General features: G+C 73.8%; 24 protein-coding genes. 19 read left to right on the forward strand and 5 right to left on the reverse strand.

Translation table 11 applies throughout. The annotated features are described in order from the left end of the window. Nucleotides 1-233 precede the first annotated feature (233 nt). The 5 genes from ACLIRP_RS16070 (at nucleotide 234) to ACLIRP_RS16090 (ending at nucleotide 4,814) form a co-directional block, all read left to right on the forward strand. Nucleotides 234-572, forward strand: a complete 339-nt coding sequence (locus tag ACLIRP_RS16070; protein WP_412061485.1) for a hypothetical protein — start codon at nucleotides 234-236, stop codon at nucleotides 570-572. A 119-nt stretch (nucleotides 573-691) separates the two neighbouring features. Continuing rightward, a complete protein-coding gene (locus ACLIRP_RS16075; protein WP_412061486.1) occupies nucleotides 692-1,546 on the forward strand; it encodes a hypothetical protein in 855 nt (284 codons plus the stop codon). A 170-nt stretch (nucleotides 1,547-1,716) separates the two neighbouring features. Continuing rightward, nucleotides 1,717-2,169 (forward strand): SxtJ family membrane protein, encoded by a 453-nt coding sequence (locus tag ACLIRP_RS16080; protein WP_412061487.1) that lies wholly within the window; start codon nucleotides 1,717-1,719, stop codon nucleotides 2,167-2,169. A gap of 59 nt (nucleotides 2,170-2,228) precedes the next feature. Next, the gene (locus ACLIRP_RS16085; protein WP_412061488.1) at nucleotides 2,229-4,136 is read left to right on the forward strand and encodes a carbamoyltransferase; all 1,908 of its coding nucleotides are present in this window, start codon (nucleotides 2,229-2,231) and stop codon (nucleotides 4,134-4,136) included. A 282-nt stretch (nucleotides 4,137-4,418) separates the two neighbouring features. Continuing rightward, entirely contained in the window at nucleotides 4,419-4,814 is a 396-nt protein-coding gene (locus ACLIRP_RS16090; RefSeq protein WP_412061489.1) for an RNA recognition motif domain-containing protein, read from the forward strand. Between the two features lie 375 nt (nucleotides 4,815-5,189). Here the strand turns inward: ACLIRP_RS16090 and ACLIRP_RS16095 are convergent, their stop codons facing one another. After that, nucleotides 5,190-6,380 carry an endonuclease/exonuclease/phosphatase family protein gene (locus ACLIRP_RS16095; protein WP_412061490.1) on the reverse strand — a complete coding sequence of 397 codons (1,191 nt, stop codon included), beginning with the start codon at nucleotides 6,378-6,380 and terminating at the stop codon, nucleotides 5,190-5,192. Between the two features lie 91 nt (nucleotides 6,381-6,471). Between ACLIRP_RS16095 and ACLIRP_RS16100 the strand changes: the two genes are divergently transcribed. Both ACLIRP_RS16100 and ACLIRP_RS16105 read left to right on the forward strand, forming a co-directional pair. Continuing rightward, nucleotides 6,472-7,266 (forward strand): hypothetical protein, encoded by a 795-nt coding sequence (locus ACLIRP_RS16100; protein ID WP_412061491.1) that lies wholly within the window; start codon nucleotides 6,472-6,474, stop codon nucleotides 7,264-7,266. Nucleotides 7,267-7,435: 169 nt separating this feature from the next. Continuing rightward, the gene (locus tag ACLIRP_RS16105) at nucleotides 7,436-9,094 is read left to right on the forward strand and encodes a CCA tRNA nucleotidyltransferase (protein ID WP_412061492.1); all 1,659 of its coding nucleotides are present in this window, start codon (nucleotides 7,436-7,438) and stop codon (nucleotides 9,092-9,094) included. Nucleotides 9,095-9,346: 252 nt separating this feature from the next. Here the strand turns inward: ACLIRP_RS16105 and ACLIRP_RS16110 are convergent, their stop codons facing one another. The 4 genes from ACLIRP_RS16110 to ACLIRP_RS16125 form a co-directional block, all read right to left on the reverse strand. Continuing rightward, a complete protein-coding gene (locus ACLIRP_RS16110) occupies nucleotides 9,347-9,841 on the reverse strand; it encodes a 2TM domain-containing protein (protein WP_412061493.1) in 495 nt (164 codons plus the stop codon). A gap of 156 nt (nucleotides 9,842-9,997) precedes the next feature. Beyond that, entirely contained in the window at nucleotides 9,998-10,579 is a 582-nt protein-coding gene (locus ACLIRP_RS16115; RefSeq protein ID WP_412061494.1) for a GNAT family N-acetyltransferase, read from the reverse strand. Then, entirely contained in the window at nucleotides 10,576-11,115 is a 540-nt protein-coding gene (locus ACLIRP_RS16120) for a hypothetical protein (RefSeq protein ID WP_412061495.1), read from the reverse strand. Before ACLIRP_RS16120 ends, ACLIRP_RS16115 begins: the two co-directional genes overlap by 4 nt. Nucleotides 11,116-11,119: 4 nt before the next feature. Further along, nucleotides 11,120-12,211, reverse strand: a complete 1,092-nt coding sequence (locus tag ACLIRP_RS16125) for a DUF1028 domain-containing protein (protein WP_412061496.1) — start codon at nucleotides 12,209-12,211, stop codon at nucleotides 11,120-11,122. A 35-nt stretch (nucleotides 12,212-12,246) separates the two neighbouring features. Here ACLIRP_RS16125 and ACLIRP_RS16130 point away from each other — a divergent pair, with 35 nt between their 5' ends. The 12 genes from ACLIRP_RS16130 to ACLIRP_RS16185 all read left to right on the forward strand — a co-directional run bounded on the left by ACLIRP_RS16130 (nucleotide 12,247) and on the right by ACLIRP_RS16185 (nucleotide 22,631). Continuing rightward, a complete protein-coding gene (locus tag ACLIRP_RS16130; protein ID WP_412061497.1) occupies nucleotides 12,247-12,912 on the forward strand; it encodes a DUF4159 domain-containing protein in 666 nt (221 codons plus the stop codon). Between the two features lie 101 nt (nucleotides 12,913-13,013). Beyond that, a complete protein-coding gene (locus ACLIRP_RS16135) occupies nucleotides 13,014-13,340 on the forward strand; it encodes a hypothetical protein (RefSeq protein ID WP_412061498.1) in 327 nt (108 codons plus the stop codon). A 117-nt stretch (nucleotides 13,341-13,457) separates the two neighbouring features. Next, nucleotides 13,458-14,777 (forward strand): serine hydroxymethyltransferase, encoded by a 1,320-nt coding sequence (gene glyA / locus ACLIRP_RS16140; RefSeq protein WP_412061499.1) that lies wholly within the window; start codon nucleotides 13,458-13,460, stop codon nucleotides 14,775-14,777. 233 nt (nucleotides 14,778-15,010) lie between these two features. After that, entirely contained in the window at nucleotides 15,011-15,619 is a 609-nt protein-coding gene (locus tag ACLIRP_RS16145) for an orotate phosphoribosyltransferase (RefSeq protein ID WP_412061500.1), read from the forward strand. Nucleotides 15,620-15,723: 104 nt separating this feature from the next. After that, complete coding sequence (gene tatC / locus ACLIRP_RS16150; protein WP_412061501.1) at nucleotides 15,724-16,701, forward strand: twin-arginine translocase subunit TatC; 978 nt, start codon at nucleotides 15,724-15,726, stop codon at nucleotides 16,699-16,701. An 88-nt stretch (nucleotides 16,702-16,789) separates the two neighbouring features. Next, on the forward strand, nucleotides 16,790-17,236 hold the full coding sequence (locus tag ACLIRP_RS16155; protein ID WP_412061502.1) for a hypothetical protein: 447 nt from the start codon (nucleotides 16,790-16,792) through the stop codon (nucleotides 17,234-17,236). 20 nt (nucleotides 17,237-17,256) lie between these two features. Beyond that, nucleotides 17,257-17,700, forward strand: a complete 444-nt coding sequence (locus ACLIRP_RS16160; RefSeq protein ID WP_412061503.1) for a hypothetical protein — start codon at nucleotides 17,257-17,259, stop codon at nucleotides 17,698-17,700. After that, nucleotides 17,697-19,280 (forward strand): FG-GAP-like repeat-containing protein, encoded by a 1,584-nt coding sequence (locus ACLIRP_RS16165; RefSeq protein ID WP_412061504.1) that lies wholly within the window; start codon nucleotides 17,697-17,699, stop codon nucleotides 19,278-19,280. The genes ACLIRP_RS16160 and ACLIRP_RS16165 overlap by 4 nt, the downstream gene beginning before the upstream one ends. Before the next feature lie 92 nt (nucleotides 19,281-19,372). Next, nucleotides 19,373-21,019, forward strand: coding sequence for a S41 family peptidase (locus tag ACLIRP_RS16170; protein ID WP_412061505.1), 1,647 nt, complete (start codon nucleotides 19,373-19,375; stop codon nucleotides 21,017-21,019). Beyond that, on the forward strand, nucleotides 21,016-21,465 hold the full coding sequence (locus ACLIRP_RS16175) for a hypothetical protein (RefSeq protein ID WP_412061506.1): 450 nt from the start codon (nucleotides 21,016-21,018) through the stop codon (nucleotides 21,463-21,465). Before ACLIRP_RS16170 ends, ACLIRP_RS16175 begins: the two co-directional genes overlap by 4 nt. 96 nt (nucleotides 21,466-21,561) lie before the next feature. After that, entirely contained in the window at nucleotides 21,562-22,374 is an 813-nt protein-coding gene (locus ACLIRP_RS16180; RefSeq protein ID WP_412061507.1) for a TSUP family transporter, read from the forward strand. A 32-nt stretch (nucleotides 22,375-22,406) separates the two neighbouring features. Beyond that, the gene (locus ACLIRP_RS16185) at nucleotides 22,407-22,631 is read left to right on the forward strand and encodes a hypothetical protein (protein ID WP_412061508.1); all 225 of its coding nucleotides are present in this window, start codon (nucleotides 22,407-22,409) and stop codon (nucleotides 22,629-22,631) included. The last annotated feature ends 52 nt before the right edge of the window (nucleotides 22,632-22,683 follow it).

Raw genomic sequence — 22,683 nt, forward strand, 5'->3', positions numbered from 1 at the left:
AATGCCCTATGCGGCCGGCGGGACGCGCCGCTAGGCTGCCGTATCCCACCACTTCGACATGCCCCGTACGACCTGGCACCTCGTGTTCGCTGTCGCGATCGCGCTCGGCATCGCCCTCGCGCTGGGCGCTTGAGCGCGGCGGTGTGGCTCCCGTAAGCCGTTGAAAGAGGAGGCCCGGCTCGCAGTCGGGTGTAGGGACGGCGTAGGTTGGCGCCGGACCGCCCTCCTGCGCCATGGACCCCGCTCTCATCGCCGTCATGCCGTTCGTCGTCGCGAGTGTGGCGATCCTCGCCGGCACGTACGCCAAGGTGGCCAAGACGAACGCCGCGACGGCCGACAAGCTCGGCCGCGCCACGGCCCACCTCGAAGACGAGCTCGCCGACGCGAAGGACGAGCGCGAGCGCCTGCGCCGCCGCATCGAGACGCTCGAGGCCATCGTCACCACGGAGGGCTACGACCTCGCGCGCGAGGCCCGCGCCGCCGGCCTCGCCGACCGGATCGACCCTGGCCTGCTCGACCTCGACCCGCTCGGGGATCCCGCCGCCCACCCGCGCCGCCGGGTCCGCGAGTAGCCCCGCCGCCGGGCCCCGCGACACAACCGACGCCGGGGCCGGGCGGAATCGCCACAGGTCCGACACACGAACGCCCGGGCTGCCCCCCCAGGTTGGCGTCGCACCCCCCGCACGCCGCCATGACCCGCACCCTCCTCCTGGGCGCCCTCGCCCTCTCGCTCGCCGCCTGCGACGCCGCCGGCCCCGACCCCGCGCTCGCAGACGCCGCCCTCGACGACGCCGCCGTCACGCTCGCGACCGCCATCGCCGTCGACGCGGGCGGCATTCTCGAAGACGCCGCCGCCGCCGCCGCCCTCGCCGACACCGACGCCGCGCGCCTCGCCGACCCGCACCGCCGCGGCTGCCGCGCCGAGCGCACCTTCGACGAGGCCGCCGTCGCGTGGTCCTTGGTCGCCGACTGCGAGCGGGGCGACCCGGACGCCCGTTTCTACGCCGCCTTCGAGCGGACCGCGACGGTCCAGTTTTTCGACGCCGCCGGCCAGCCCCAGGCCGAGGCCCGCACCGCCGACGCCCTGCGCTACGACGTGCTCTCGGCGTCGAGCCTGCTCCGCACCCCGCGCCACGTCCACGCCCTGACGAGTCTCGGCGTCGCGCTCGACGTGACCGACCTCGGCGCCGACCTCGTCACCGTTAACGGCGCCGTGCAGCGCGCGGCGACCGACACCCTGCGCGGCGCGCGCGGCGAGCGGACCGTCGCCTACGCGCTCGGCGCCACGCTCGCCGACGTGCGCGGCCCGCGCGGCACGGCCCGGCGCTGGCGCCGCGCCGTCGAGGGCACCATCTCGGGCACCTTCCAGGCCACCATCACGCGGACGCCCGCCGGGGGCGAGACCGAGACCGTCGAGATCGACGAGCCCTTCGAGATCACCTTCCCGCTCGACGGGTCCGGCGACCGCGTCGTGGCCCTCGTGCTCGGCGGCCGCCGCTACCGCGCCGACGTCGACACGGGCGAGGTCACCGGGATGGACGCCTAGCGGCGCCCCGTCCCGATCGCCCGGCGGGGGCGTGCTCCGGCACGTCCCCGCTTTTTTGGAATGGGGCAGGTCGCGGGAGGCGCCCGGCCCGAGCGCGGGGATGGGCCCGCAGGTCGGGGTGGGGCGCCGGCGCCGATGCCCGGCGCCAAGCGGCTCTAGCTTCCGCGCCCATGGCCGACGCCGCCCCCCGTTTCCTCGACACCGTCCGCGCCGAGGTCCGCGCCCTCGACCCGTCGCGCCGGGCGCTCCGGCGGTTCGGGTGGGCGGTTGGCGGCGTGTTTGTGGCGATCGCCGCGGTCGTGGGGTGGCGGAGCGGGCCGGGCCCGTGGGTGTGGGGACTGGGCGGGGTCGGCGGTGCGCTCGTGGTGCTCGGCACCGTCGCGCCCCTCATGCTGCGCGGAATCCGGCAGGCGTGGATGACGCTCGCGTTCGCGCTCGGCTTCGTGATGACGCGCGTGCTGCTGACGGTCGTGTTCGTGGCCATCGTCGTCCCGACCGGGCTGGCCTTGCGCGCGCTCGGCCGCGAGCCGCTGGCGCGGCACCCCGACGCGAGCCGGCCGACGTACTGGATCGACCGGCCCGACGGCCGTCCCGACCGCGAGAGCCTCGAACGCTTCTTCTGATTCGTAATGGGCGATGCGTGGCGTCTGCTCATCACTCATCACTCGGTACCCATCACCCGTTGACTGTTCTCGGTCTGTCCTGCTTTTACCACGACGCCGCCGCCGCGCTTGTGCGCGATGGCGAGATCGTGGCGGCGGCCCAGGAGGAGCGGTTTACGCGCCGCAAGCACGACCCGTCGTTCCCCACGAACGCCGCCGCGTACTGCCTGGCCGAAGCCGGCCTCGCGGTGGCCGACCTCGACGCGGTCGCCTTCTACGACAAGCCGCTGCTGACCTTCGAGCGGATTCTCGAGACCTCGCTGGCGTACGCCCCGCGCGGGCTGGGCGCCTTCATCCGCGCGATGCCGGTGTGGCTCACGCAGAAGCTGTGGACGCCCGACACGATCCGTCGCGAGCTGGGCGGCTACGACGGGCCGCTCGTCTTTTCGGAGCACCACCGGAGCCACGCCGCGAGCGCCTTTTTCCCCTCCCCCTTCGAGCGCGCGGCAGTCCTCACGACGGACGGCGTCGGCGAGTGGGCCACGACGAGCTGGGGCGTCGGCGACGGGGCCGGCCTCGACATCCGGCAGGAGATCCACTTCCCGCACTCGCTGGGCCTCCTCTACTCCGCGTTCACCACGTTCTGCGGGTTTCGCGTCAACTCGGGCGAGTACAAGCTGATGGGGCTGGCGCCGTACGGCGAGCCCCGCTACGTCGACGCCATCCGCGAGCACCTGATTGATCTCCGGCCGGACGGCTCGTACCGGCTCCACACCGACGCCTTCACCTTCGCGACGGGGACGCGGATGACGGGGCGCCGCTTCGAGGAGCTGTTCGGCGGCCCGGCGCGCGAGCCGGAGTCGCCGCTGGGGCCGCGCGAGATGGACCTGGCACGGAGCGTGCAGGCGGTCGTGGAGGACGCCGTGCTGGCGATGGCGCGGCACGTCCACGCCGAGACGGGCGAGACCCGGTTGTGCCTCGCGGGCGGCGTCGCGCTGAACTGCGTGGCGAACGGGCGGCTGCTCCGCGAGGGGCCGTTCGACGAGGTCTGGGTCCAGCCCGCCGCCGGCGACGCCGGGGGCGCGCTTGGCGCCGCCCTCGTGGCCGCCCACGAGTGGGGCGATGACCCCCGCGTGGTCTCCGCCAGCGACGCCATGCACGGCGGCTACCTCGGGCCCAAGTGGACGCCGGACCAGATCCGCGCCGCGCTCGACGCCGACGGCCTGCCGTACGACGAGCACGCCGGCGACGCGGCCCTCGTCGACGCCGTGGCGGACCTGCTGGCGCAAGGCCAGACGGTCGGCTGGTTCCAGGGCCGCGCCGAGTTCGGGCCCCGCGCGCTCGGCCACCGCTCCATCCTCGCCGACCCGCGCGGCGCCGACGTGCAGCGGCGCGTCAACCTGCAGATCAAGTTCCGCGAGAGCTTCCGGCCCTTCGCCCCGGCCGTGCTGGCGGAGCGGGCGGCGGAGTTTTTTGAGCTCGGGGGGCAGGGGGTCGGGATTCGGGATTCGGGAAACGCCGCCTCGCCAGGCGGGGACACATCAGGCGAAGGCCTCCGGTCCTCAATCCCCAATCCCCAGTCCCCTGAGTCCCCGTACATGCTCCTGGTCGGGCCGGTGCGCGGCGCGACGACGGGCGGCACCGGGCTCGATAAGCGCGCGGCCGTCGCGAGCGCGCTCCCCGCCGTCACCCACGTCGACGGCTCGGCGCGGGTGCAGACCGTGACGGCCGAGCGGAACGGCCTCTTCCACGCCCTGCTGGCGGCGTTCGACGCCAAGACGGGCTGCCCGGTCTTGGTCAACACGTCGTTCAACGTGCGCGGCGAGCCCATCGTCCACGCGCCCGCCGACGCCGTCCGCGTGTTCCGGCGGACGGGGATGGACGCGCTCGCGATCGGCCCGTTCGTCGTCACCAAGGCGATGCTGCCCGAGGCCGACCGCCAGCCGTTCACGCCCGACGAGATCGCGGCGGCGTACGGGCTCGATTGACGGCATCGCGCGCCAGGAATCCGTCTCGCGCACCCCTCGCTGGTCCCAGTCGGCATCGGGCGCACAAGAAGGGCGCGCCCACTGCGGGCGAAATCGGCGCGTGGGGGATCCTGTGGGCTCCACGCGCGGTATGTTGCCGCTCAACGCCCGTGTGGACCCCTCCGTGGTTCTAGCGCGAGCACGTTTTCCCGGAGCACGCGGGGCCGACAGATCCGAGTCGAGCTATCTGGCCCACCCGTCTTTCGCATTCCCCTGTCGGCGCTCCTTTTCAACCCCCGCATTATGAACATCTACGTCGCAAACCTCCCCTACTCCTCGGGAGACGACGACCTCCGCAGCCAGTTCGAGGCCTACGGGTCCGTCGACAGCGCTACGATCATCAAGGACCGTGACACCGGTCGCTCGCGTGGCTTCGGCTTCGTCGAGATGTCCAACGACGACGAGGCCCGCGCGGCCATCGAGGCCCTCAACGGCTTCGACATGGGCGGCCGTCCGCTCACGGTCAACGAGGCCCGCCCGCGTGGCGACCGCTCCGGCGGTGGTGGCGGCGGCTACGGCGGCGGTGGCAACCGCGGCGGCGGCTACGGCGGCGGCGGTGGCAACCGCGGCGGCGGCGGCTACGGCGGCGGCGGTGGCAACCGCGGCGGCGGTGGCTACGGCGGCGGCGGCGGCTACTAGCCACCCCGCGCCTCAGCGCTCTTGGGCGGCGGCTCCTTCGGGGGTCGCCGCCCTTTTTTTGTGCCCGCGGCTGGCGCCGGACGCCCCTACGGTGCGGACGAGGCCTCTTGCGCTGCGGATGGGTGCGCTTGCGCTGCGGACGGGACCCCTTGCAATGCGGAGGAGCGTCGTCGCAGTGCGCGGGACGGCTCTTGCGCTGTGCGGGGAGGCCCTGGTCACATGCGACCAGGCGCTTGTGGTCGACGGCGCGCTCCCCGCGCTTCCATCGCTACGCTCAGGGAAGGAAAGCGGGGGGAGCCGCCGCTGACGAGCGATGGCCTGAGAGCTCGCGCGGTGTCGGCCCCGTCGTCGACTGGCTCGCGCCAGCAGGCCGCGCTAGCGGACGCGCACCAAGCGGCCCACGTCGAGCGCCCCGCCCGCGCTCAGACGGACCGTGTAGGCGCCCGGCGCGAGCGCGGCGCCGTCGAGGGCGACGGCGTGCGTGCCCGGGCCGTACGCCCCGGAGACGCTGGCGACGATGCGGCCGAGCGCGTCGACCACGTCGAGGCGGACGTCGGCGGGGGCGTCGAGACGGAAGCGCAGGCGGGCGGCGCCGCGCGACGGGTTCGGGGCCGTCGCCAGCAGGCGCGCCGCGCGCCCGTCGCGGTCGCCCTCGGCCGACGTGGTGCGGAACGAGAAACGCGCCAGCACCGGGAGGTGGTCCGACGTCGTCGTGACGTAGCCCGGCACGCCGTCGACAACCTCGATGAACCGGTCGCCGGAGTCGTCGACGTACTCGTCGGCGAGGCCTGACGTAAAGAGGATGTGGTCACGCGTCGAGCCCGACGTGCACGTCGCGTTGTTGCAGAGCGTCGGCTCGCCCCGGTTCTCGACCGGGAGCGTCGCCGCGACGTAGCCCGCCGTGTCGTTCGTGAACACGAGGTACGGCGACGGCTGGCCGATCCGGATGGAGCGGGTTAGGAAGTCGTTGAAGTCGCCCATCAGAATGACGTCCTCGCCGAGCGCCACGCGGTCGTCGATGTAGGCCTTGAGGGCCTCGGCGCCGTTCTGGCGGTCGGTGTAGTCGTCGGACTGGGTGCCGGCCTTGGCGTGGAGCGAGATGATGCGGACGGACCGCGACTCGCCGTCGACTCGGACTGTCGCCTGCATCTCGAAAGGGGCGCGGCCGCCGAAGTTGCCACCCGAGAGGATCGTCCGCGTCCCGATCACCTGGACGACGGACGGGTTGTAGATGAACCCGAGCCGGAGCTGGAAGCTGCCCGGGACGGTCGGGCCCAGGCGACCCGTGTACCCGTCGTCGGCGAGCGACGCGAGCAGGTCCGACCAGGCCTGCTGGTCGCCGACCTCCTGGACGGCCCACACGTCGATCTCGGCCCCGGCGATGATGGCCTCGGCGTTGCGGAGTTGGAGCGGGTCGTTGGTCGGCCCCTCGCTCGGGTTGCCGAAGTGCTCCATGTTCCACGCGGCCACGTCGAACGTGTCGTCGGCGCCGCGCGCGGGGACGGACTGGGCGGCGAGGCCGGGGCCGAGGAGGACGGCGAGAGCCGCGAGGAGGAGCGTGCGCATCGGGCGGGGCGGTGGGACGGACCCGAAGGTAGGCGGGACATGTGCGGGCCCGTGGGAAGGGGACGGGTAGATTGAAGCCCCCCCGGCCCCCATGTCCCCACACGTCACCGTCGTCGGCGCGGCCGACCTCGCGGCCCGTCTCGCCTCGCCCGGCGCTCCCGGCGCCCCGCACGTCGTCGTGGTCGGCGGGCCCGTCGACGACCGCCCTCAGCGCGCGGCCGACGCCGTCGCGAGCGGCGCGCACACCTTCCTGCTGTGGCCACCCGCCCCGACGGCGGGCGCGGCCGAGCGGCTGGCGGACCACGCCGAGGAGGCCGGCGTCGAGGTCGGCGTGGCCCGGCCGCTCGGCGTGACGCCCGCGCTCGCGGGCATCCCCGCCGGGTGGGCCGCCCGGCTCGTCACGCTCGCGCTCGTAGCCCGGCCCGACGGCCCGCTCGCCGAGGCCGGCTGGGCGACCCTGCTGGCCGGCGCGCTCGACGTGTGCGCCACGCTCGCCGACGCCCGCGCCGTGGCCCGGATGGACGCCGTCGCCGAGCGCGACGGCCAGGCGCTCCGCGCCGTCGCGCTCGCGGTCCGCTTCGAGAACCGCGCGTATGCGCAGGCCACGGTCCGCTTTTCGGACCACGTGGCCGACGACGAGGTCGCGCTCTACGCCGCCCGGCCCGGCTCGCGCGTCGAGGCGCGGTCGCTGGCGGGGCCGCTGTGCGTCGAGGCCGAGGGGCACGCCGCGCCGTTCGCCCCGGCGCCAGCGCTCGCCGACGGCCCGGCGACCGAAGCGGCGGCGTTCGTCGCCGCCATCGCCGGGGGACGGCCTGCGCCGTACCCGCTCGACCACGCCCTCGCGACGCTGCGGCTGGCGGAGCGCGCGCAGGAGAAACTGCGGTAGAGCCCCCCGGAGGGTCTCGCTACCGGATGTGGGGCACGTCCCCGGTTCCGGCCTCGGCGCGCCCGACCGAGTACCCCGTGCCTCTGTCCCCACACCCGCGCGTTTCCCCGACGCTTGGCTGGCTGGCGGGCGCCGGCCGCCGATCTTCCAGCGTCTCCCCGCGCCTCTCGTGCCCGACCGCACCCCCACCCTCCCCTTCGAGCCCGTGCTCCGGCGCATCGGCGCTGAGGCCGCGCGGCTCGGCGTCGAGGCGTACGCCGTCGGCGGGGCCGTGCGAGATGCGATCCTGGGGCGCGAGACGACCGACCTCGACGTCGTCGGCGTGGGGCCGGGGAGCGGGCTGGCGCTGGCGACCGCGACCGCGACCGCGCTCGGCGTCAAGGCGCCCGCCGTGTACCCGGCGTTCGGGACGGCGGCCGTCACGGTGCCGGCCGAGACGGTCGCCCGGCTCACGGGCGGCGAGGGGCTGCGGCTCGTGATCGAGTTCGTCGGCGCCCGAAAAGAGAGCTACCGCGCCGACTCCCGCAAGCCCATCGTCGAGGACGGCACACTCGCCGACGACTTGGCGCGGCGCGACTTTACCGTCAACGCCCTCGCGGCTCGGCTCGACACGGCCTTCGGGACGGTCGTCGATCACTTCGGCGGGCTCGACGACCTCGACGCCCGGCGCCTGCGGACGCCGCTCGACCCGGCGGTCACCTTCGCCGACGACCCGCTGCGGATGCTGCGCGGCGCGCGCTTCGCCGCTCAACTCGGCTTCGAAGTGGATGCGGCGGCGGTCCAGGCGATGGCGGCGCAGGCGGAGCGCGTCGAGATCCTGAGCGCCGAGCGCGTGACGGACGAGCTGTCCAAGCTGCTCGCGGCGCCCGTCCCGTCAACGGGGCTGGGCCTGCTGTTCCGGACGGGCGTGCTCCACCACATCCTGCCCGAGGTGACCGACCTGGCGGGCGTCGAGGAGGTCGGCGGACGCGCCCACAAGGACAACTTCTGGCACACCCTCGAGGTGATCGACAACCTCGCGCACCTGCAGCGCGGCGTCGGCGTGGGCGACCGGGCGGCGGGCTTCGACCTGTGGCTCCGGTGGGCGGCCCTCCTTCACGACGTCGGAAAGACCGTCACCAAGCGCTACGAGCCCGGTACCGGCTGGACGTTCCACGGCCACGAGGACGTCGGCCCGCGCACGCTCATCCCCCAGGTCTTCCGCCGCCTCAAGCTCCCGCTCGGCGACCCGCTCGACTTCGTGCAGACCGTCGTCCGGCTCCACCACCGCCCCGCCGCGCTCGTCGACGCGGACGTGACCGACTCGGCCGTCCGCCGCCTGCTGATGGATGCGGGCGACGACATCGAGGACCTGATGCTGCTCGTCCGCGCGGACGTGACGAGCAAGAACGCACGTCGCGTGCGACGCTACCTCGCCGGCTTCGACCGCGTCGAGGCGCGGTTCGAGGAGGTCGAGGCGCGCGACAAGATGCGCAACTGGCAGCCGCCGGTCTCGGGCGACGAGATCAAGCGGCAACTCGGGCTCGACGAGGGGATCGCGGTCGGGATGCTCAAGGAGTGGGTCCGCGAGGCCGTGTTGGAGGGCGAGGTCCCCAACGAGCACGACGCCGCGTGGGAGTACGTGCTGGCGCGACAGGACGAGGCCGTCCGGCGCGGGGCGCTGTTCGTCGAGGCCGTCCGCCAGCTCCGCGGCTCGGCGCGCGGGGCCATCGGGGCGGTCAAGGCGGCCCTGTTCTGGGGCGACGTGCCGGCGGACCCCGCCGAGGCGCGAGCGTTCGTGGAGGCGGCCGTCGCCGAGGCGCTGGCGGCGCGCGGGGAGGAGGGGTAAAGACGGTCGCGAGCCTGACTGGCGGTTTCCTGCAGACCGACCGCCTCTCCCCCATCGTGTCATCCCGAGCGAAGCCGCGCAGCGGCGGAGTCGAGGGATCTCAGCCGAGCACGACGCGACGTCCGCGCTGTAGCGGGGCGGTGCGCGCCGGAGATCCCTCGACTCGCTGCGCTCGCTCGGGATGACACGGCGGGAGGCTTGCGGCCTATCTCCGACCCGTCTCTCTGGACGACCGGGACAACGGCCGCAATCCTAGGCGCGGTCGCGGCGGCGGGCGGCGGCGGCGGGGCCCGATGTTGGCGCGTCGAAGTCGAGCGTCAGACGCGCGCCGGGGTCAGCGGGGTCGTCGGTCGCGGTGACGATGGCCTCGAGGTGCTCAATGCGGCGCTGGAGGCGGCCAAGGTCCTGGGGCGCCCCGGCGGGAAGGACGCGGGCGTCGAGCTCCTCGTCGAGCAGCGTCCGGATCCGCTCGTCGGAGGTCGTCTCGCCCATGAGTTCGGCGGCGCGGCGCTCGATCCAGTCGGCGCGGCGGACGTGGCCGAACGTCGAGATGGCCTGGCTCCCGATGCCGATGCCCCACCCGAGGAAGGGCCACACGACCCACAGGCTGTCCGGCGACGTCAGCAGGTTGATCGCGGTGAGGAACGACATCACCAGAACGAACGAGGCCAGATTCCCGTAGAACGCCCGCTCTTTTCGGGCCTGCTTGCGGGCGTCGGACTCGGAGAGAGCGGACCGGGTCGGCATGGCGACGGTGGCGGGGCGCGCCGCACGCTACGGCGAAGAGCGGGATCGAGATGCAGCCCCTTTCTGCTCCCCCTATCGCCGTGGGCACGCTGGAACGAGCGGGCGCCACCGCCGCGCACGCGCACGCCGATCCACTGCCCCGGCCGTGGCGATTCGCTAGCTGCGCGCCAAGCGCTCCGCGAGCCGGGCCTCGACGGCGGGCCACTCGGCGGCGGTGACGCTAAAGTAGACCGTGTCGCGCAAGCGTCCGCCGGCGACCACCATGTGGTGGCGGAGCGTGCCCTCCTCGACCGCCCCCAAGCGCAGGATGGCCGCCCGCGAGCGGGTGTTGAGGGCGTCGGTCTTCCACTCGACGCGGGTTAGGCCGAGCGTGTCGAAGGCGTGGCGCAGCATCAGCAGTTTGGCCTCCGTGTTGACGGCCGTCCGCTGCCACGGCGCGGCCACGAACGTCCACCCGATCTCGACGCGGCGGTGGGCGGCGACGTAGTTGCCGAACCGCGTGCTGCCGACGACGCGCCCGCTGGCGACGTCGATGGTGGCGAACGGGAGCGCCGTGCCGTCGGCCTGCATGGCGAGCGCCGTGTCGACGTAGGCCTCCAGGTCGGCGCGCGAGCGGACCGTCGAGGCGGTCCAGGCCCAGAGATCGGGGTCGAGGGCGACCTCGGCCAAGGCGTCGAGGTGATCGCGGGTGAGCGGCTCCAGGCGGACGTGGGCCCCTTCGAGGACGGTCGGGGTCATGGGGCGGCGGGCAGCCCGTGGCGGTCGAGCCGGGCGCAGAGGTGCCACGCCCGCGCGCGGACCGACGGGGCCGGATGGTCGAGTGCGATGTGGAGACTGGGGACGATGCCGGGCGCGAGGCCCGGGTGCGCCACGGCGACGGCCGCTAGCGCGCCGAGCAGGTTCGCCTGGTCGGCGGGGCGCGAGCGGTCGAGCCGGCCGAGCGCCCAGCCGGTCGCGCGCCGGGCCTGGGCCGGGGTGAGGGGCACTCGGGACACGAGCCGCGGAAGCAGGCGCCGGAGCATCCCGCCGGTCCGGTCCGCGTCGGCGACGGCCAGGAGCGCGTCGGCGTGCGGCGCTAAGCGACTCGGGGTCGACCGGGTCGCCACGTCGAGCGCCCACGCGCTCCGGTTGCGGACGCCCTCGTCGGGATGCGCCAGCCCGTCGACGACGACGGCCACCGCGTCCGGATCGTGCGCGATCTCGGCGGCCACCTCGCGAGCGGCGCCGATGGGCCCCAGCGAGCGGTCGGCCAGGCGGAGGTGGAGCGGGTGCACGGCCTCAGCGGTAGCGGCCCTCGGAAAAGACGGCGCGGATGTCGGCGAGCACCTCGCGGTCGATGCGCAGCGTCTCGCCCGCCCCGAGGTCCACGTCGGCCACCTCGTCGATACGGAGGTCGTAGTTCTCCCACCCCATGTAGTCGGTCAGGATGCGCTGGAATTCGGCGTCGACCACGCCGTCGGCCGGGCCGTCGTACTGGAAGCTCCGGGCGATCCAGATCTCCTGGAGCTCGCGTGCGATCGCCGGCGTCACCTCGATCATGTCGGCGGGGTCGGAGTCGGTGAAGTACAGGTCGTTGAGGGCCACGAGCCGCGCGAGCTCGGCGAGCGGCGTGAGGTGGTCGTAGACCGAGATGTCGACGATCACGTCGGACCCGTCGTAGCCGGCGCCCTTGCGGTGGACGACGAGCGCGGCCGACTGCTCGCCCCGCTTGTCGCCGCCGGCGCGCCCGCCCGCCAGCAGCGCCTCGGTGAGCCGCAGGGCGAGCGTGCCCGTGCTGGCCTCGAACGTCTCCGCGATGGCGTCGACGGTCGCCTGGGACACCAGGATGTTGCCCTGGGCCGCGTACCCGTGCCCGACGGCGACCACGCCTGGCGCGGCGACCGCGTCGCTGCCGCCGACACGCCCGCCGCGCCACGCGAAGGCGTCGGCGCCGGTGAAGGTGGCCGCGTTCCCGCGTGCGTCGACCATCCCGACCTGGCGGGCGCCCGTGTCGGGGTCGTTGCGCATCGAGACGCGGAGGGCCTCTTGGGCCGTCGCGCCCTGGCGCATCAGCGCGATGCCCTCCGGCCCGTACGCGAGGCGGGCAAACGACTGGGTGGCGACGGCGCCGACGCCGGCCACGACGGTCGGGACCATGAACCGGACGTTGGGGAACTTGCTCTGGACCGCGACCCCGATTTCGCCCGTGGTCGTGTCGACGGCGACGATGGAGAACGTCGACACGAGCGGGTCGCCCGCCGCATTCCGGACGACCTCGGGCTCGCCCGAGGACGGCGCGCAGCCGCTGGCGACGAGGACGGCGAGCGCGGCGAGGGAGACGAAGCGGGCGGGGTGCAGCGTTCGCTGCGCGGTCACCTTCCGTGTGGGCATCGGCGTGGGCGGTGTGTCCACGTATTCTACCCGCCATGCCTGCCGTGCGCTCTCTTCTTCTCTGCCTTCTGGTCGCCGTCTCGGGCGCCGCCTCCGCCCAGGGCGACCTCCAGGTGGCGCGCCTGCAGTACGGCGGCGGCGGCGACTGGTACTCCGGCGACCCGCTCCCGAATCTGCTCGCGTACGCCCGCCAGCACACCCTCCTCGATGTCGACGTGGAGCCGGTCACGGTCGACCTCGCCAGCGACCGGCTGTTCCGGGTCCCCATCTTGTACATGAACGGGCACGGCAACGTCGCCTTTACCGAGGGCGAGGCCGCGCGGCTGCGGCGCTACCTCGAAGGCGGCGGCTTCCTGATCGTCAACGACGACTATGGGCTGGACGACGCCGTCCGCCGCGAGCTGGCGAAGGTGTTTCCGGGGCAGGCGCTCCAGCCGCTCCCCGCCAGCCACCCCGTCTACCGCGCCCACTTCGCGATGCCGGACGGGCTGCCCAAGATCCACGAGCACGACGGCGAGCCGGCCGTCGGCTACGGGCTGTTCCACGAGGGCCGCCTAGTCGTCTTCTACGCGCACGAGAGCGATCTCGGCGACGGCTGGGAGCCCGCGGGCGTCCACCCGGACCCGCCGGCCGTCCGCGAGCAGGCGCTGCGGATGGGCGTCAACCTGCTCGTCTACGCCATGACCCAGGGCGTTCAGTAGTCGCCGACGGCCGGTGCCGCGCCGGATCCGCGCGGTGAACCGGCCGCCGCCGTGGCCGGCGCCGCCGACGCCTAGCTTGCGGCCGTCGCCTCTCCCCTGCCATGACGCCCGGACGCATCCTCTTCGTCGGCCTCCTCCTCCTCGCGGGGCTGCTCTTCGTGCTCAACCCGGGCCCGGACCGGTTCCAGGAATACCTCCAGGAAGAGGCCGCCGAGCGGGCCGGCCGGCGCGGCTCGACGGGCTTCCTCAACGAGCGGCTCGGCCGCGTGGCCGGCGGGCTCGCCGACGACGCCTTCGAGCGCGAGGACCTCTACCTCGCCAGCATCTACGAGGCCGACCTCAACGGCCGGATGCCGGGCGGCGAGTGGCGCTACCTGGGCGTCGCGGGCTGGTTCTTCGTGCTCGACTCGCCGGTCGACGAGGAGTAGGCGTCGCCCCGCTGGCGGACCCGCCGCCGCGACGGTTTTCACTCGGCGCGAAACGGGAGACGCGGACCGAGGCGCGCGCGGCCGGGTACTTTCTGCGATCCACCGATGCCGCCCCCGATGACCGCCCTCCAAGAGACCGACCCCGCCGTCTACGACATCGTTCGCCGCGAGGTCGAGCGCCAGAACGACGGCATCGAGCTCATCGCGTCCGAGAACTTCGTGAGCCCCGCCGTGCTCCAGGCGAACGGCAGCCCGCTCACCAACAAGTACGCCGAGGGCCTGCCCGGCAAGCGCTACTACGGCGGCTGCGCGGTCGTCGACGAGGTCGAGACGCTGGCGATCGAGCGCGCCAAAGAGCTTTTCGGGGCCGACTGGGTCAACGTCCAGCCGCACTCCGGGGCGACGGCCAACAGCGCGGTCTACCTGGCCTTCATGAACCCCGGCGACCGGCTGCTGGGCCTGGACCTCGCGCACGGCGGCCACCTCACGCACGGCTCGCCGGTCAACTTCTCGGGCAAGCTCTACGAGCCGCACTTCTACGGCGTCCAGACGGAGGGCCCGAACGCCGGCACCATCGACCTCGACGACGTCCGCGCCAAGGCGCTCGACGTCCGCCCGACGATGCTCTCGGTCGGCGCCAGCGCCTACAGCCGCGACTTCGACTACGCCGCGCTCCGGTCGATCGCCGACGAGGCCGGCGCGATCCTGTGGGTCGACATGGCGCACACGGCCGGCCTTATCGCGGCCGGCCTGCTCAACGACCCGCTCCCCCACGCCCACGTCGTCACGACCACGACGCACAAGACGCTGCGCGGCCCGCGCGGCGGGATGATCCTGGTCGGGACCGACGCGCCGAGCCCGACGGGCGAGACGTGGGTCAAGTCCGGCAACCCCAAGTCGACCGGCCAGGTCCTCGACTCGGCCATGTTCCCCGGCACCATCGGCGGGCCGCTCATGCACGTCATCGCGGCCAAGGCCGTCGCCTTCGGCGAGGCGCTCCAGCCGTCGTTCGCCGACTACCAGCAGCGGACGCTGGCGAACGCCCAGGCGATGGCGCAGGCGTTCGTCGAGCGCGGCTACGACGTGGTCTCGGGCGGGACCGACAACCACCTCGCGCTCGTCGACCTGCGCGGCAAGTGCACCGGCAAGGACGCCGAGGCCTGGCTGGGCGCGGCCGAGATCACGGTCAACAAAAACATGGTGCCGGGCGACCCCGAGAGCCCGTTCGTGACCTCCGGCATCCGCGTCGGCGCCCCGGCGATGACGACGCGCGGGTTCGGGCCCGACGAGTTCCGGACGGTCGTGGCCATGATGGACCGGGTGATCGCGAGCGAGGGTGGCGAGGCGGAGGCGGTCCGCGCCGAGGTCCGGGCGCTGTGCGACGCGTTCCCGCTCTACGACGTCGACAGCCTGGGCGCCGCGCCCGTCGCGGCGTAGCGCCCGTCGAATCGGGAAAACCCGCGCGCCGGACTACCGTACGCCCGGCCGGCCGCCGATTTCTCCCCCGCGCCCGCGCGCGAGCGCCGCTTCGCTCGCGTTGTCCGGGTCGCTGGCGTGCCCGTCCGGCCCTCCGAACCGCCCCGCCTCGCCGGCGGCCGGGTCGTGGCCGGCCGATTGCCCCTGCCGCCTCCGTATGTTGCCGCCCGCCCCCGGGCCCCTGTGCCGACCCGATGCCCAACGACTCCAGTTCCGTCCCCGAGTCGGCCCTCGCCAAGCTGGGCCACACGCTGTACCAGCAGGCGCTGGTGCGCCGCGAAGACGAGGCCATCACCGACCCGCGCGGCCAGCCCATCGGCTGGCTCTTGGACACGCGCACGCCGATGCTCGACGGGGCCGTGTTCATGGAGGCCGGGACCGTGCTCGCCGAGCGCCTCCGCGCCCGGGGCATCGAGCAGGTGGCCGGGTTCGGCTACGGTGCCTTCCCGCTCGTGACGGCCGTCCTCCCCCACGGCACGCCCGACCGCCCGTTCAGCGGCGGCTTTATCCGAGAGCGCCGCAAGGCGTACGGCCGCCGCCGGCTCGTCGAGGGCCCCCTCGACCGGGCCAAGCCGGTCGCCCTGATGGACGACATCCTGAACAGCGGCCGCAGCGCCGCGCGCGCCGCCCAGTTGCTCCGCGCCGACGGCTTCACCGTCGCCGGCGTGATGACGCTGTTCAACTTTACCTGGAGCGGGGGCCGCGCCCGGTTGGAGAGCGAGGGCCTGTGGGTCGAGTCGCTGCTCGAACTCAACCTGCGCGAGAGCGCCCGGACGGCTGCCGCCTCCGGCGACACGGTGTGATGCCGGTACGAGGTACAGGGTACGCGGTACCGGGCCGCCCCACCGCAGGTGCTCTCGTACCCCGTACGTCGTACCTCGTACCCGCCCCGAAGGGACGTTAAGCCATGGACGTCTGGCGCTCGCGGACTCAGAAGGCTCGCGCCTCCGGTGACGGCGCGACGGACCCGATCCGCCTCGACCAAGCCCCGCCGCCGGCCCCGCCCGCCGTGCCCGGCGTCTTGCCCGAGCACGCGCCGACGCCCGAGGAGATGCCGTTCCTCGACCACCTCGAGGAGCTCCGCTGGCGCATCCTCAAGGCGCTCGCGGGCATCCTGCTGTGCGTTGGCGCCTGCCTCTTCTTCACCCAGTGGATCATCGACCAGCTGCTGCTGGGGCCCACACGGGCGGACTTTTTCATGTACGACGTGCTCCGGCTGAGCGCCGTCGACATCGTCCTTCAGAACCGGACTGTCACGGGCCAGTTTTTTGCCTTCTTCGGGACGGTCATCGCCTCCGGCGTGGTGCTCGGCTCGCCGATCGTGGTGTACCAGACGTGGCGGTTTATCGAACCGGGGCTGTACCCCGAGGAGCGGCAGGACCTCCGGTTCGCGGCCGTCTTCGCGTCGTTCTTTTTCGCGCTCGGCATCGCGTTCGGCTACCTCATCATCGCGCCGATCGCGCTCCAGTTTTTCGCCCAGTTCCAGATCTCGGACACGATCGTCAACGAGTTCGACATCTCGAAGTACTTCTCGATGCTGCTGACCTGGGCGTTCGGCGCCGGGCTGCTGTTCGAGCTCCCGGTCGTCGTCGTCGTGCTCGCGAAGGTCGGCGTGCTCACGCAGGAGATGCTCCGCGCGGGGCGGAAGTACGCGCTCGTCGCCGTGCTCGTCGTCGCCGCCTTCCTAACGCCGCCCGACCCGTGGAGCCAGCTCCTGATGGCGCTCCCGCTGATGGGCCTGTTCGAGCTATCGATCTGGATGACGGGCGTCGTCGAGCGCCGCCGGATTCGCAAGGAGGCCGCCGAGGCGCGCGCCGAGGCGAAGCGCCGCGCCCGCGTCGAGGCCGAGCAGGCCGCCGCGAAGGGCCCTGACGACGGCGCCTGACGGGGCGCCACTCGGCGAAGGCACGACGGGGTGACTTGACCCGGAGCTGCGGCGGACACAAACTCCGTCGCCGCCTCCCCCCGGTCTCATGTTCCGCTTCACGGTCGCCGCCCTGCTGCTCGTCGGGGTGTCCGCATGCGACGCCTCGTACGACCTCCGCGACCTCCGGGTGGACGACCTCTCACAGGACTCCGGCGCCCTCGTCGGCACCTGGGACCTCGCCACACGGACGGGGTCCGGCGAGTGCACGGGCGTCTGCCAGGAGACCGTCCCGGCCGCAGCGGCCCAGCTGACGGACACGTTCACGTTCTCTGCCGACGGCGAGTACACCCGATCGCAGGCGTGGCCCGGAGGCACGTCCGACGAGGCCGCTCGCTACGACGTCCGCCGCGTCGACTATGGGAACGGGACCCGGAGCGACCGGGCCGTGCTGTTCCTCGGCGACCGGTTCGAGTCGTTCGGACTCAAGGACGACCGCCTCTACATCGACACACGGGCCCGCGACGGGGACCTTCGCGAGTACCGCCGACGCTAAGCACAGTCCCTCCACCCCTCATGCGTGCCTTCGCCCTGGTCGCCACGGCCCTCCTTCTCGCCGCCTGCGACACCACCTCGCCCGGCGTCCCCGACGACCTCTCGGGTCTCGACGTGTCGACGCTCTCGCACGACCCCGCGGCTCTCGTGGGTACGTGGGCCCTCGAGACGTCCACGACGAGCGGCCAGGTCGGCACGCCGACGACGCAGCCCGCCTCGGGCGAGCGCCTGGTTTTCCGCGAGAACGAGACGATCGAAATCTACCGCCTCGTCGACGGCGAGTCGACGGTCGTGACCGTCCCATACCGCGTCGGCCGCGTCGACTACGGCAACGGCACCCAGAGCGACGTGCCGGTCCTCTTCCTCGGCGAGCGCATCGTGCCCTTTGGCATCGCCGACGGCAACACCCTCTACCTCGACGACCGCGCGGTCGACGGCGACCTGCGCGGGTACCGCAAGCAGTGAGCCCGGTCCGAGGTCGACGCCTTTGGCATGGGGCCTCTCCCCTGCTCGCCCTGACGGCCTCCACCCTAGTCGCGTTCGCCGTCGCGCCGGCCGCCCAGGTCCGCGCGCACCAGACGATCAGCGCTGTCGAGGGCGGGTTTGCGGGGCCGCTCGGGGACGGCGACCGCTTCGGCGTGTCGGCCGCGCCGCTCGGCGACCTCGACGGCGATGGGCGACCGGAGGTGGCAGTCGGCGCCTCTGGCGACCGGGGCGGACGCGGGGCCGTGTGGATCCTCTCGCTCCGCCCCGACGGAACGGTCCACACGGCGGTCCCGATCCGGCTCGACACCGAGCCGGGTGACCTGTTTGGGACATCGGTCGCAGCGCTGGGAGACCTCGACGGCGACGGCACGGTCGAGGTCGCCGTCGGGGCGGACCATGCGGACGACGGCGGGCCGGATCGCGGAGCGGTCCACATCGTGTCGCTGCAGCCCGACGCCAGCGTGGTGCGCGTCCAGACCATCAGCGCGACGGACGGCGGGCTCGTCGACGCTCCGGCTGACGGCGACCTCTTCGGCCACAGCGTCGCCGCGATCGGCGACCTCGATGGCGACGGGCGGCCCGAGCTGGCGGTCGGCGCCGACGACGCGGACGACGGGGGACCCCAGCGCGGCGCGGTCTGGATCTTGTTTTTGAACGCCGACGCCACGGTCCGCCGCAGCCAGCGGATCAGCGACACCGCGGGCGGATTCACCGGGACGCTCGGCGACGGCGACCTCTTCGGCCAGGCCGTCGCCGGCGTCGGCGACCTCGACGGCGACGGCACGCCGGACCTCGCCGTGGCCGCCACCCGCGACGACGACGGCGGGGCGGACCGGGGCGCGGTCTGGATCCTCTTTCTGAACGTCGACGGGACGACGCGGGCCCATCAGAAGATCAGCGCGACGGCGGGCGGGTTTGGCGGCGCGCTCGCCGAGGGCGACGTGTTCGGCAGCTCGCTCGTCGCTACGGGCGACCTCGACGGCGACGGGACGCCCGACCTGGCCGTCGGCGCCGCCCGAGACGACGACGGCGGGCCGGAGCGCGGCGCGGCGTGGCTCCTCTTCCTCACCACCGACGGCACCGTCCGCGCCCACCAGAAGCTCAGCGACACCGTCGGCGGCGACACCGGCGCGTTCGCCGACGGCGACGAGTGGACGCCCGCCGCCTTGCTCGGCGACCTCGACGGCGACGGCGCCGCCGACCTGCTCCTGGGCGCCCGGCTGGCGGACATCGGCGGCCCCACACGCGGCGCCGCGCGCGTCCTCTTTACCGGCTATCCCGTGGCGACCGCGCCGCGCCCGCTCGCGATCGACCTGACCGTCGGCCCGTCCCCCACGCGCGGTCCGGCGACCGTCCGGTTCACGCTCGCGAGCCCGGGGCGCGTCTCGGTCGACGTCGTGGACATGCTCGGCCGAACGTGGCACACCACCGCGAGCAACCTCCCCTCCGGCCCGCACCGGCTCGCGGTCGACGCCCGCCGGTGGCCGGGCGGCCTCTACGTCGTCCGCCTCTCCGCCGCTGGCGCCCGTGCCACGCGCGCGCTCGTGGTCGTCCGCTGACGGAGGCGCTGGCCCCGACGGTCGAGGAGGTCGACGAGCAGGGCGCTAGCGCACACGCGCTGGCGTTAGCCTCCGGCCCCGACCCCCCGCCCATGTCCACGATCCCGCTTGCGGGGCGCCATCTCGCCCTCGCCGTCCTCGTCGCCCTGCCGCTGGCGGCCCCCGCGCTTGCTCAGGGCGTCGACTTTTTCGCCGTCCGCAAAAGCTTCGGCCTGTACGGCACCGTCTACGAAACGCTCGCCGCCGAATACGTCGACGCCATCGACGCCGAGGCGCTGATGCGGGCGGGCATCGGCGCCATGACCGGCTCGCTCGACCCCTACACCGTCTACTACGACGAGGCGACGGCTTCCGCGAGCCGCCTCCAGCAGGGCGGCGACGTGGGCGGCGTCGGCGTGGTCGTGGCCGAGCGCGGCGGGCGGCTCGTGGTCGTCTCCGTGCTCGACGGGTCCGACGCCGAGCGCCAGGGCCTGCGGCCCGGCGACGCCGTCGAGACGCTCGCGGCCCAGCCCGCCGACGCCCTCGACGTGCGCCGCGCCAACACGCTCCTGCGCGGCGAGCCCGGCTCGACGGTTGCCCTGACCGTCGTGCGCGAGGGCGAGCCCGACCCGCTCCGCTTCGTGCTCGTCCGCGCCGGCGACCCGTCGAGCGAGGTTACGTACTCCGGGTTCTTGGGCGACCCCGCCGACGGCGTCGCCTACGTCCGCCTGGGCCGCTTTATGGCCGACGCCTCCGGCCAGGTCGGCACCGCCATCAAGGGGCTTCAGGACGAGGGCGCCGTCCGCGCCGTCGTGCTCGACCTGCGCGGCAACCCGGGCGGGCTCCTGTCCGAAGCCGTCGCCATCAGCGGCCTGTTCCTCCCTCCCAACACCGTCGTGACCCAGACGCGCGGCCGCGCCGAGGGGACCGACCAGACGTACCGCACCGACGCGGAGGCGCCCGCCTTCGACCTCCCCGTCGCCGTCCTCATCGACGGCACCAGCGCCAGCGCCAGCGAGATCGTCGCGGGCGCCCTCCAGGACTACGACCGGGGCGTCGTCGTCGGCGAGACGACGTTCGGGAAGGGGCTCGTGCAGGTGGTCCGGCCGATGCCGTACGGGACGGCCCTCAAGCTCACCGTCAGCCGCTACACCACGCCGTCCGGCCGCGAGATCCAGCGGCTGACGTACGCCCAGGGCCAGAACGCCGTCGAGGCGGGCGCCGGGCAGGCCTTCACGACGGCGGGCGGGCGCCCCGTCCGCAGCGGCGTGGGCATCGAGCCCGACGCGCCCGTCTCGCTCGGCGACGAGTCCGAGCTCGAGCGCGCGCTCGTCCGCTCCGCCGCCTTCCTGCGCTTCGCGAACGCCTTCGCCGCCGACACCCCCGAGCTCCCCGCCAGCTGGCGCGTCGACGACGCCGTGCTCGACCGCTTCCGCCGCTTTGTCGAGGCCGAGGGCGTGACCTACCGGACCGACGCCGAGCGGACGGCCGACGCGCTCGCCGACGATCTCCAGGAGGCCGGCTACGCTGGCGCCGACGACGCCCTGCGCGACCTGCGCGCCGCCGTCGCCAGGGAGAAGGCCCGCGATTTCGAGCGCCACGCTCCCCGCCTGCGCGCTCGCTTGCGGACCGAGATCCTGTCCCGCTACGTCGGCCAGCGCGCCCAGACCGTCGCCGCCCTCGCCCAGGACCCCGTCGCCGCCGAGGCCCGCCGCTTGGTCCTCGACCCCGCCGCCTACGCCCGCCTCCTCGGGCGGTGAGGTGGGGCCTGCTGCTCGGTGTCGCTGTCGCCCTCGTCGTTGGTGTCCCGCCGCCGGACGGCGGAGGACTTGCGGACCGAATCGCGGACCGGGTCCAGCAGGGGGACGGGACGGTCGTCGATCTTGCCGCTCTGACGACGTTCGAGTGGGACCGGCTCTACATCGTCGGACCGTACGTATCGCAGGGGGTGTTCGAAGCCCAGACCGGAGTCGACTGGCCGTTCTGGTGGCAATGGGGGTGGATCGATTGGCTCGACGACCGGGTCCTGTTGGTGTTCGCCGACGCGGATGAAGCGGTCGCGGCCGTCGAGCTCGAACGGCAGGATGGAATGATGGCCCCTACCGTTGACGGGTCCCGGCCGCGCAGCGTGCGTCCGCGAGACGCACGCTTCGTCGTAGAGATCGAAGAGGGCTCGTTCTTCCCCGGCCTTGCCCGCGTCCCCTGACTCCTGAGTGGTCGTGCGGCCGTGCCCGGTCGCCCCCTCCCCGCATTGGAGCCGGTGCGGTCGCGCCGCGTACGCACCCTTCTCCCCTCGGCCTCCATGCTCCTCCTGTTGATCCTCGCCGGCGCCGTCGGCGGGTTCGTGGCCGGGCTGGTCGGCGTCGGCGGCGGCGTCATCTTCGGGCCCGTCCTCTTTTTCGCCTTCCAGGCCATGGGCATCGAGGACCCCGTGCTGACGCCGCTCACGCTCGGGTCGAGCCTCTTGTGCACGTTTGCCGCGAGCGCCTCCGGGGCCGTCGCCCAGGTGCGAGTCGGCGCCGTTGACGTGCGCACCGCGCTGACGGCGGGCGGGCTCGCGGCCGTCGCCGTCGTCCTCGTCGGCCGATTCGTCGCCACGCAGCCGTGGTACGACAAGACCTCCTTCCAGCTCGTGCTCGGCGTCCTGCTCGTGGTCGTCGTGGTCCGGATGCTGCTCAAGAAGGACCGCGCCGACACGTTGTCGACCGCCGGGGCGCGGCGCGGGATCGGCCCGCTCGCGGCGACCGGGCTCGGCGCCGGGGCCATCGCCGCGCTCGCAGGGATCGGCGGCGGCGTCGTGCTCGTGCCCGCCTTCAGCGGCGTCATCCGGCTCCCCATGAAGGTGGCCGCCGGCACCTCGACCGCTGCCATCGTGCTGATCACCGCCGTCGGCGTCGTCACCTACGCCGTGCTCGGCCAGGGCGCGCCCGTCCCCGACGGCGCCCTCGGCTACGTGGACTGGCCCCGCGCCGCCGCGCTCGCCGTCCCCGCCGTCGTGACCGCCCGCTGGGGGGTCGCCACCGCGCACCGGATCAACGTCCGCGCGGTCCGCCTCAGCTTCGCCGCCTTCGCGGCAGTTGTCGCCGCGCGGCTGCTGTGGAACGCCCTGACGTAGCGGGGGTCTACGGCGCCCCTTCCCCCTCCGCCATGCGTGCCCTTCTGCTGGCCGCCCTCGCCGTCGCCGCTGGCTGCGCCGACGACCCAACCGACGCCCTCCCCATCGAGGGCGTGGACCCGGTCGAGACCGACGGCGACCTCGCCCCCGACGAGGCGCTCGCGCCCCAGGACACCGACCTCGCCCCCGAGGTGGGGGTCCGACCGGACGTCCCGCTGGCGCCCGACGCGACGCTCCAGCCCGACTCGACGCGCTAAACAAAAATGCCCCGCCGACCCGAGGGCTGGCGGGGCGCACGACCTGCGGGCC

This window comes from Rubrivirga halophila (assembly GCF_046845755.1).
In the GTDB taxonomy this organism is placed as follows: domain Bacteria; phylum Bacteroidota; class Rhodothermia; order Rhodothermales; family Rubricoccaceae; genus Rubrivirga.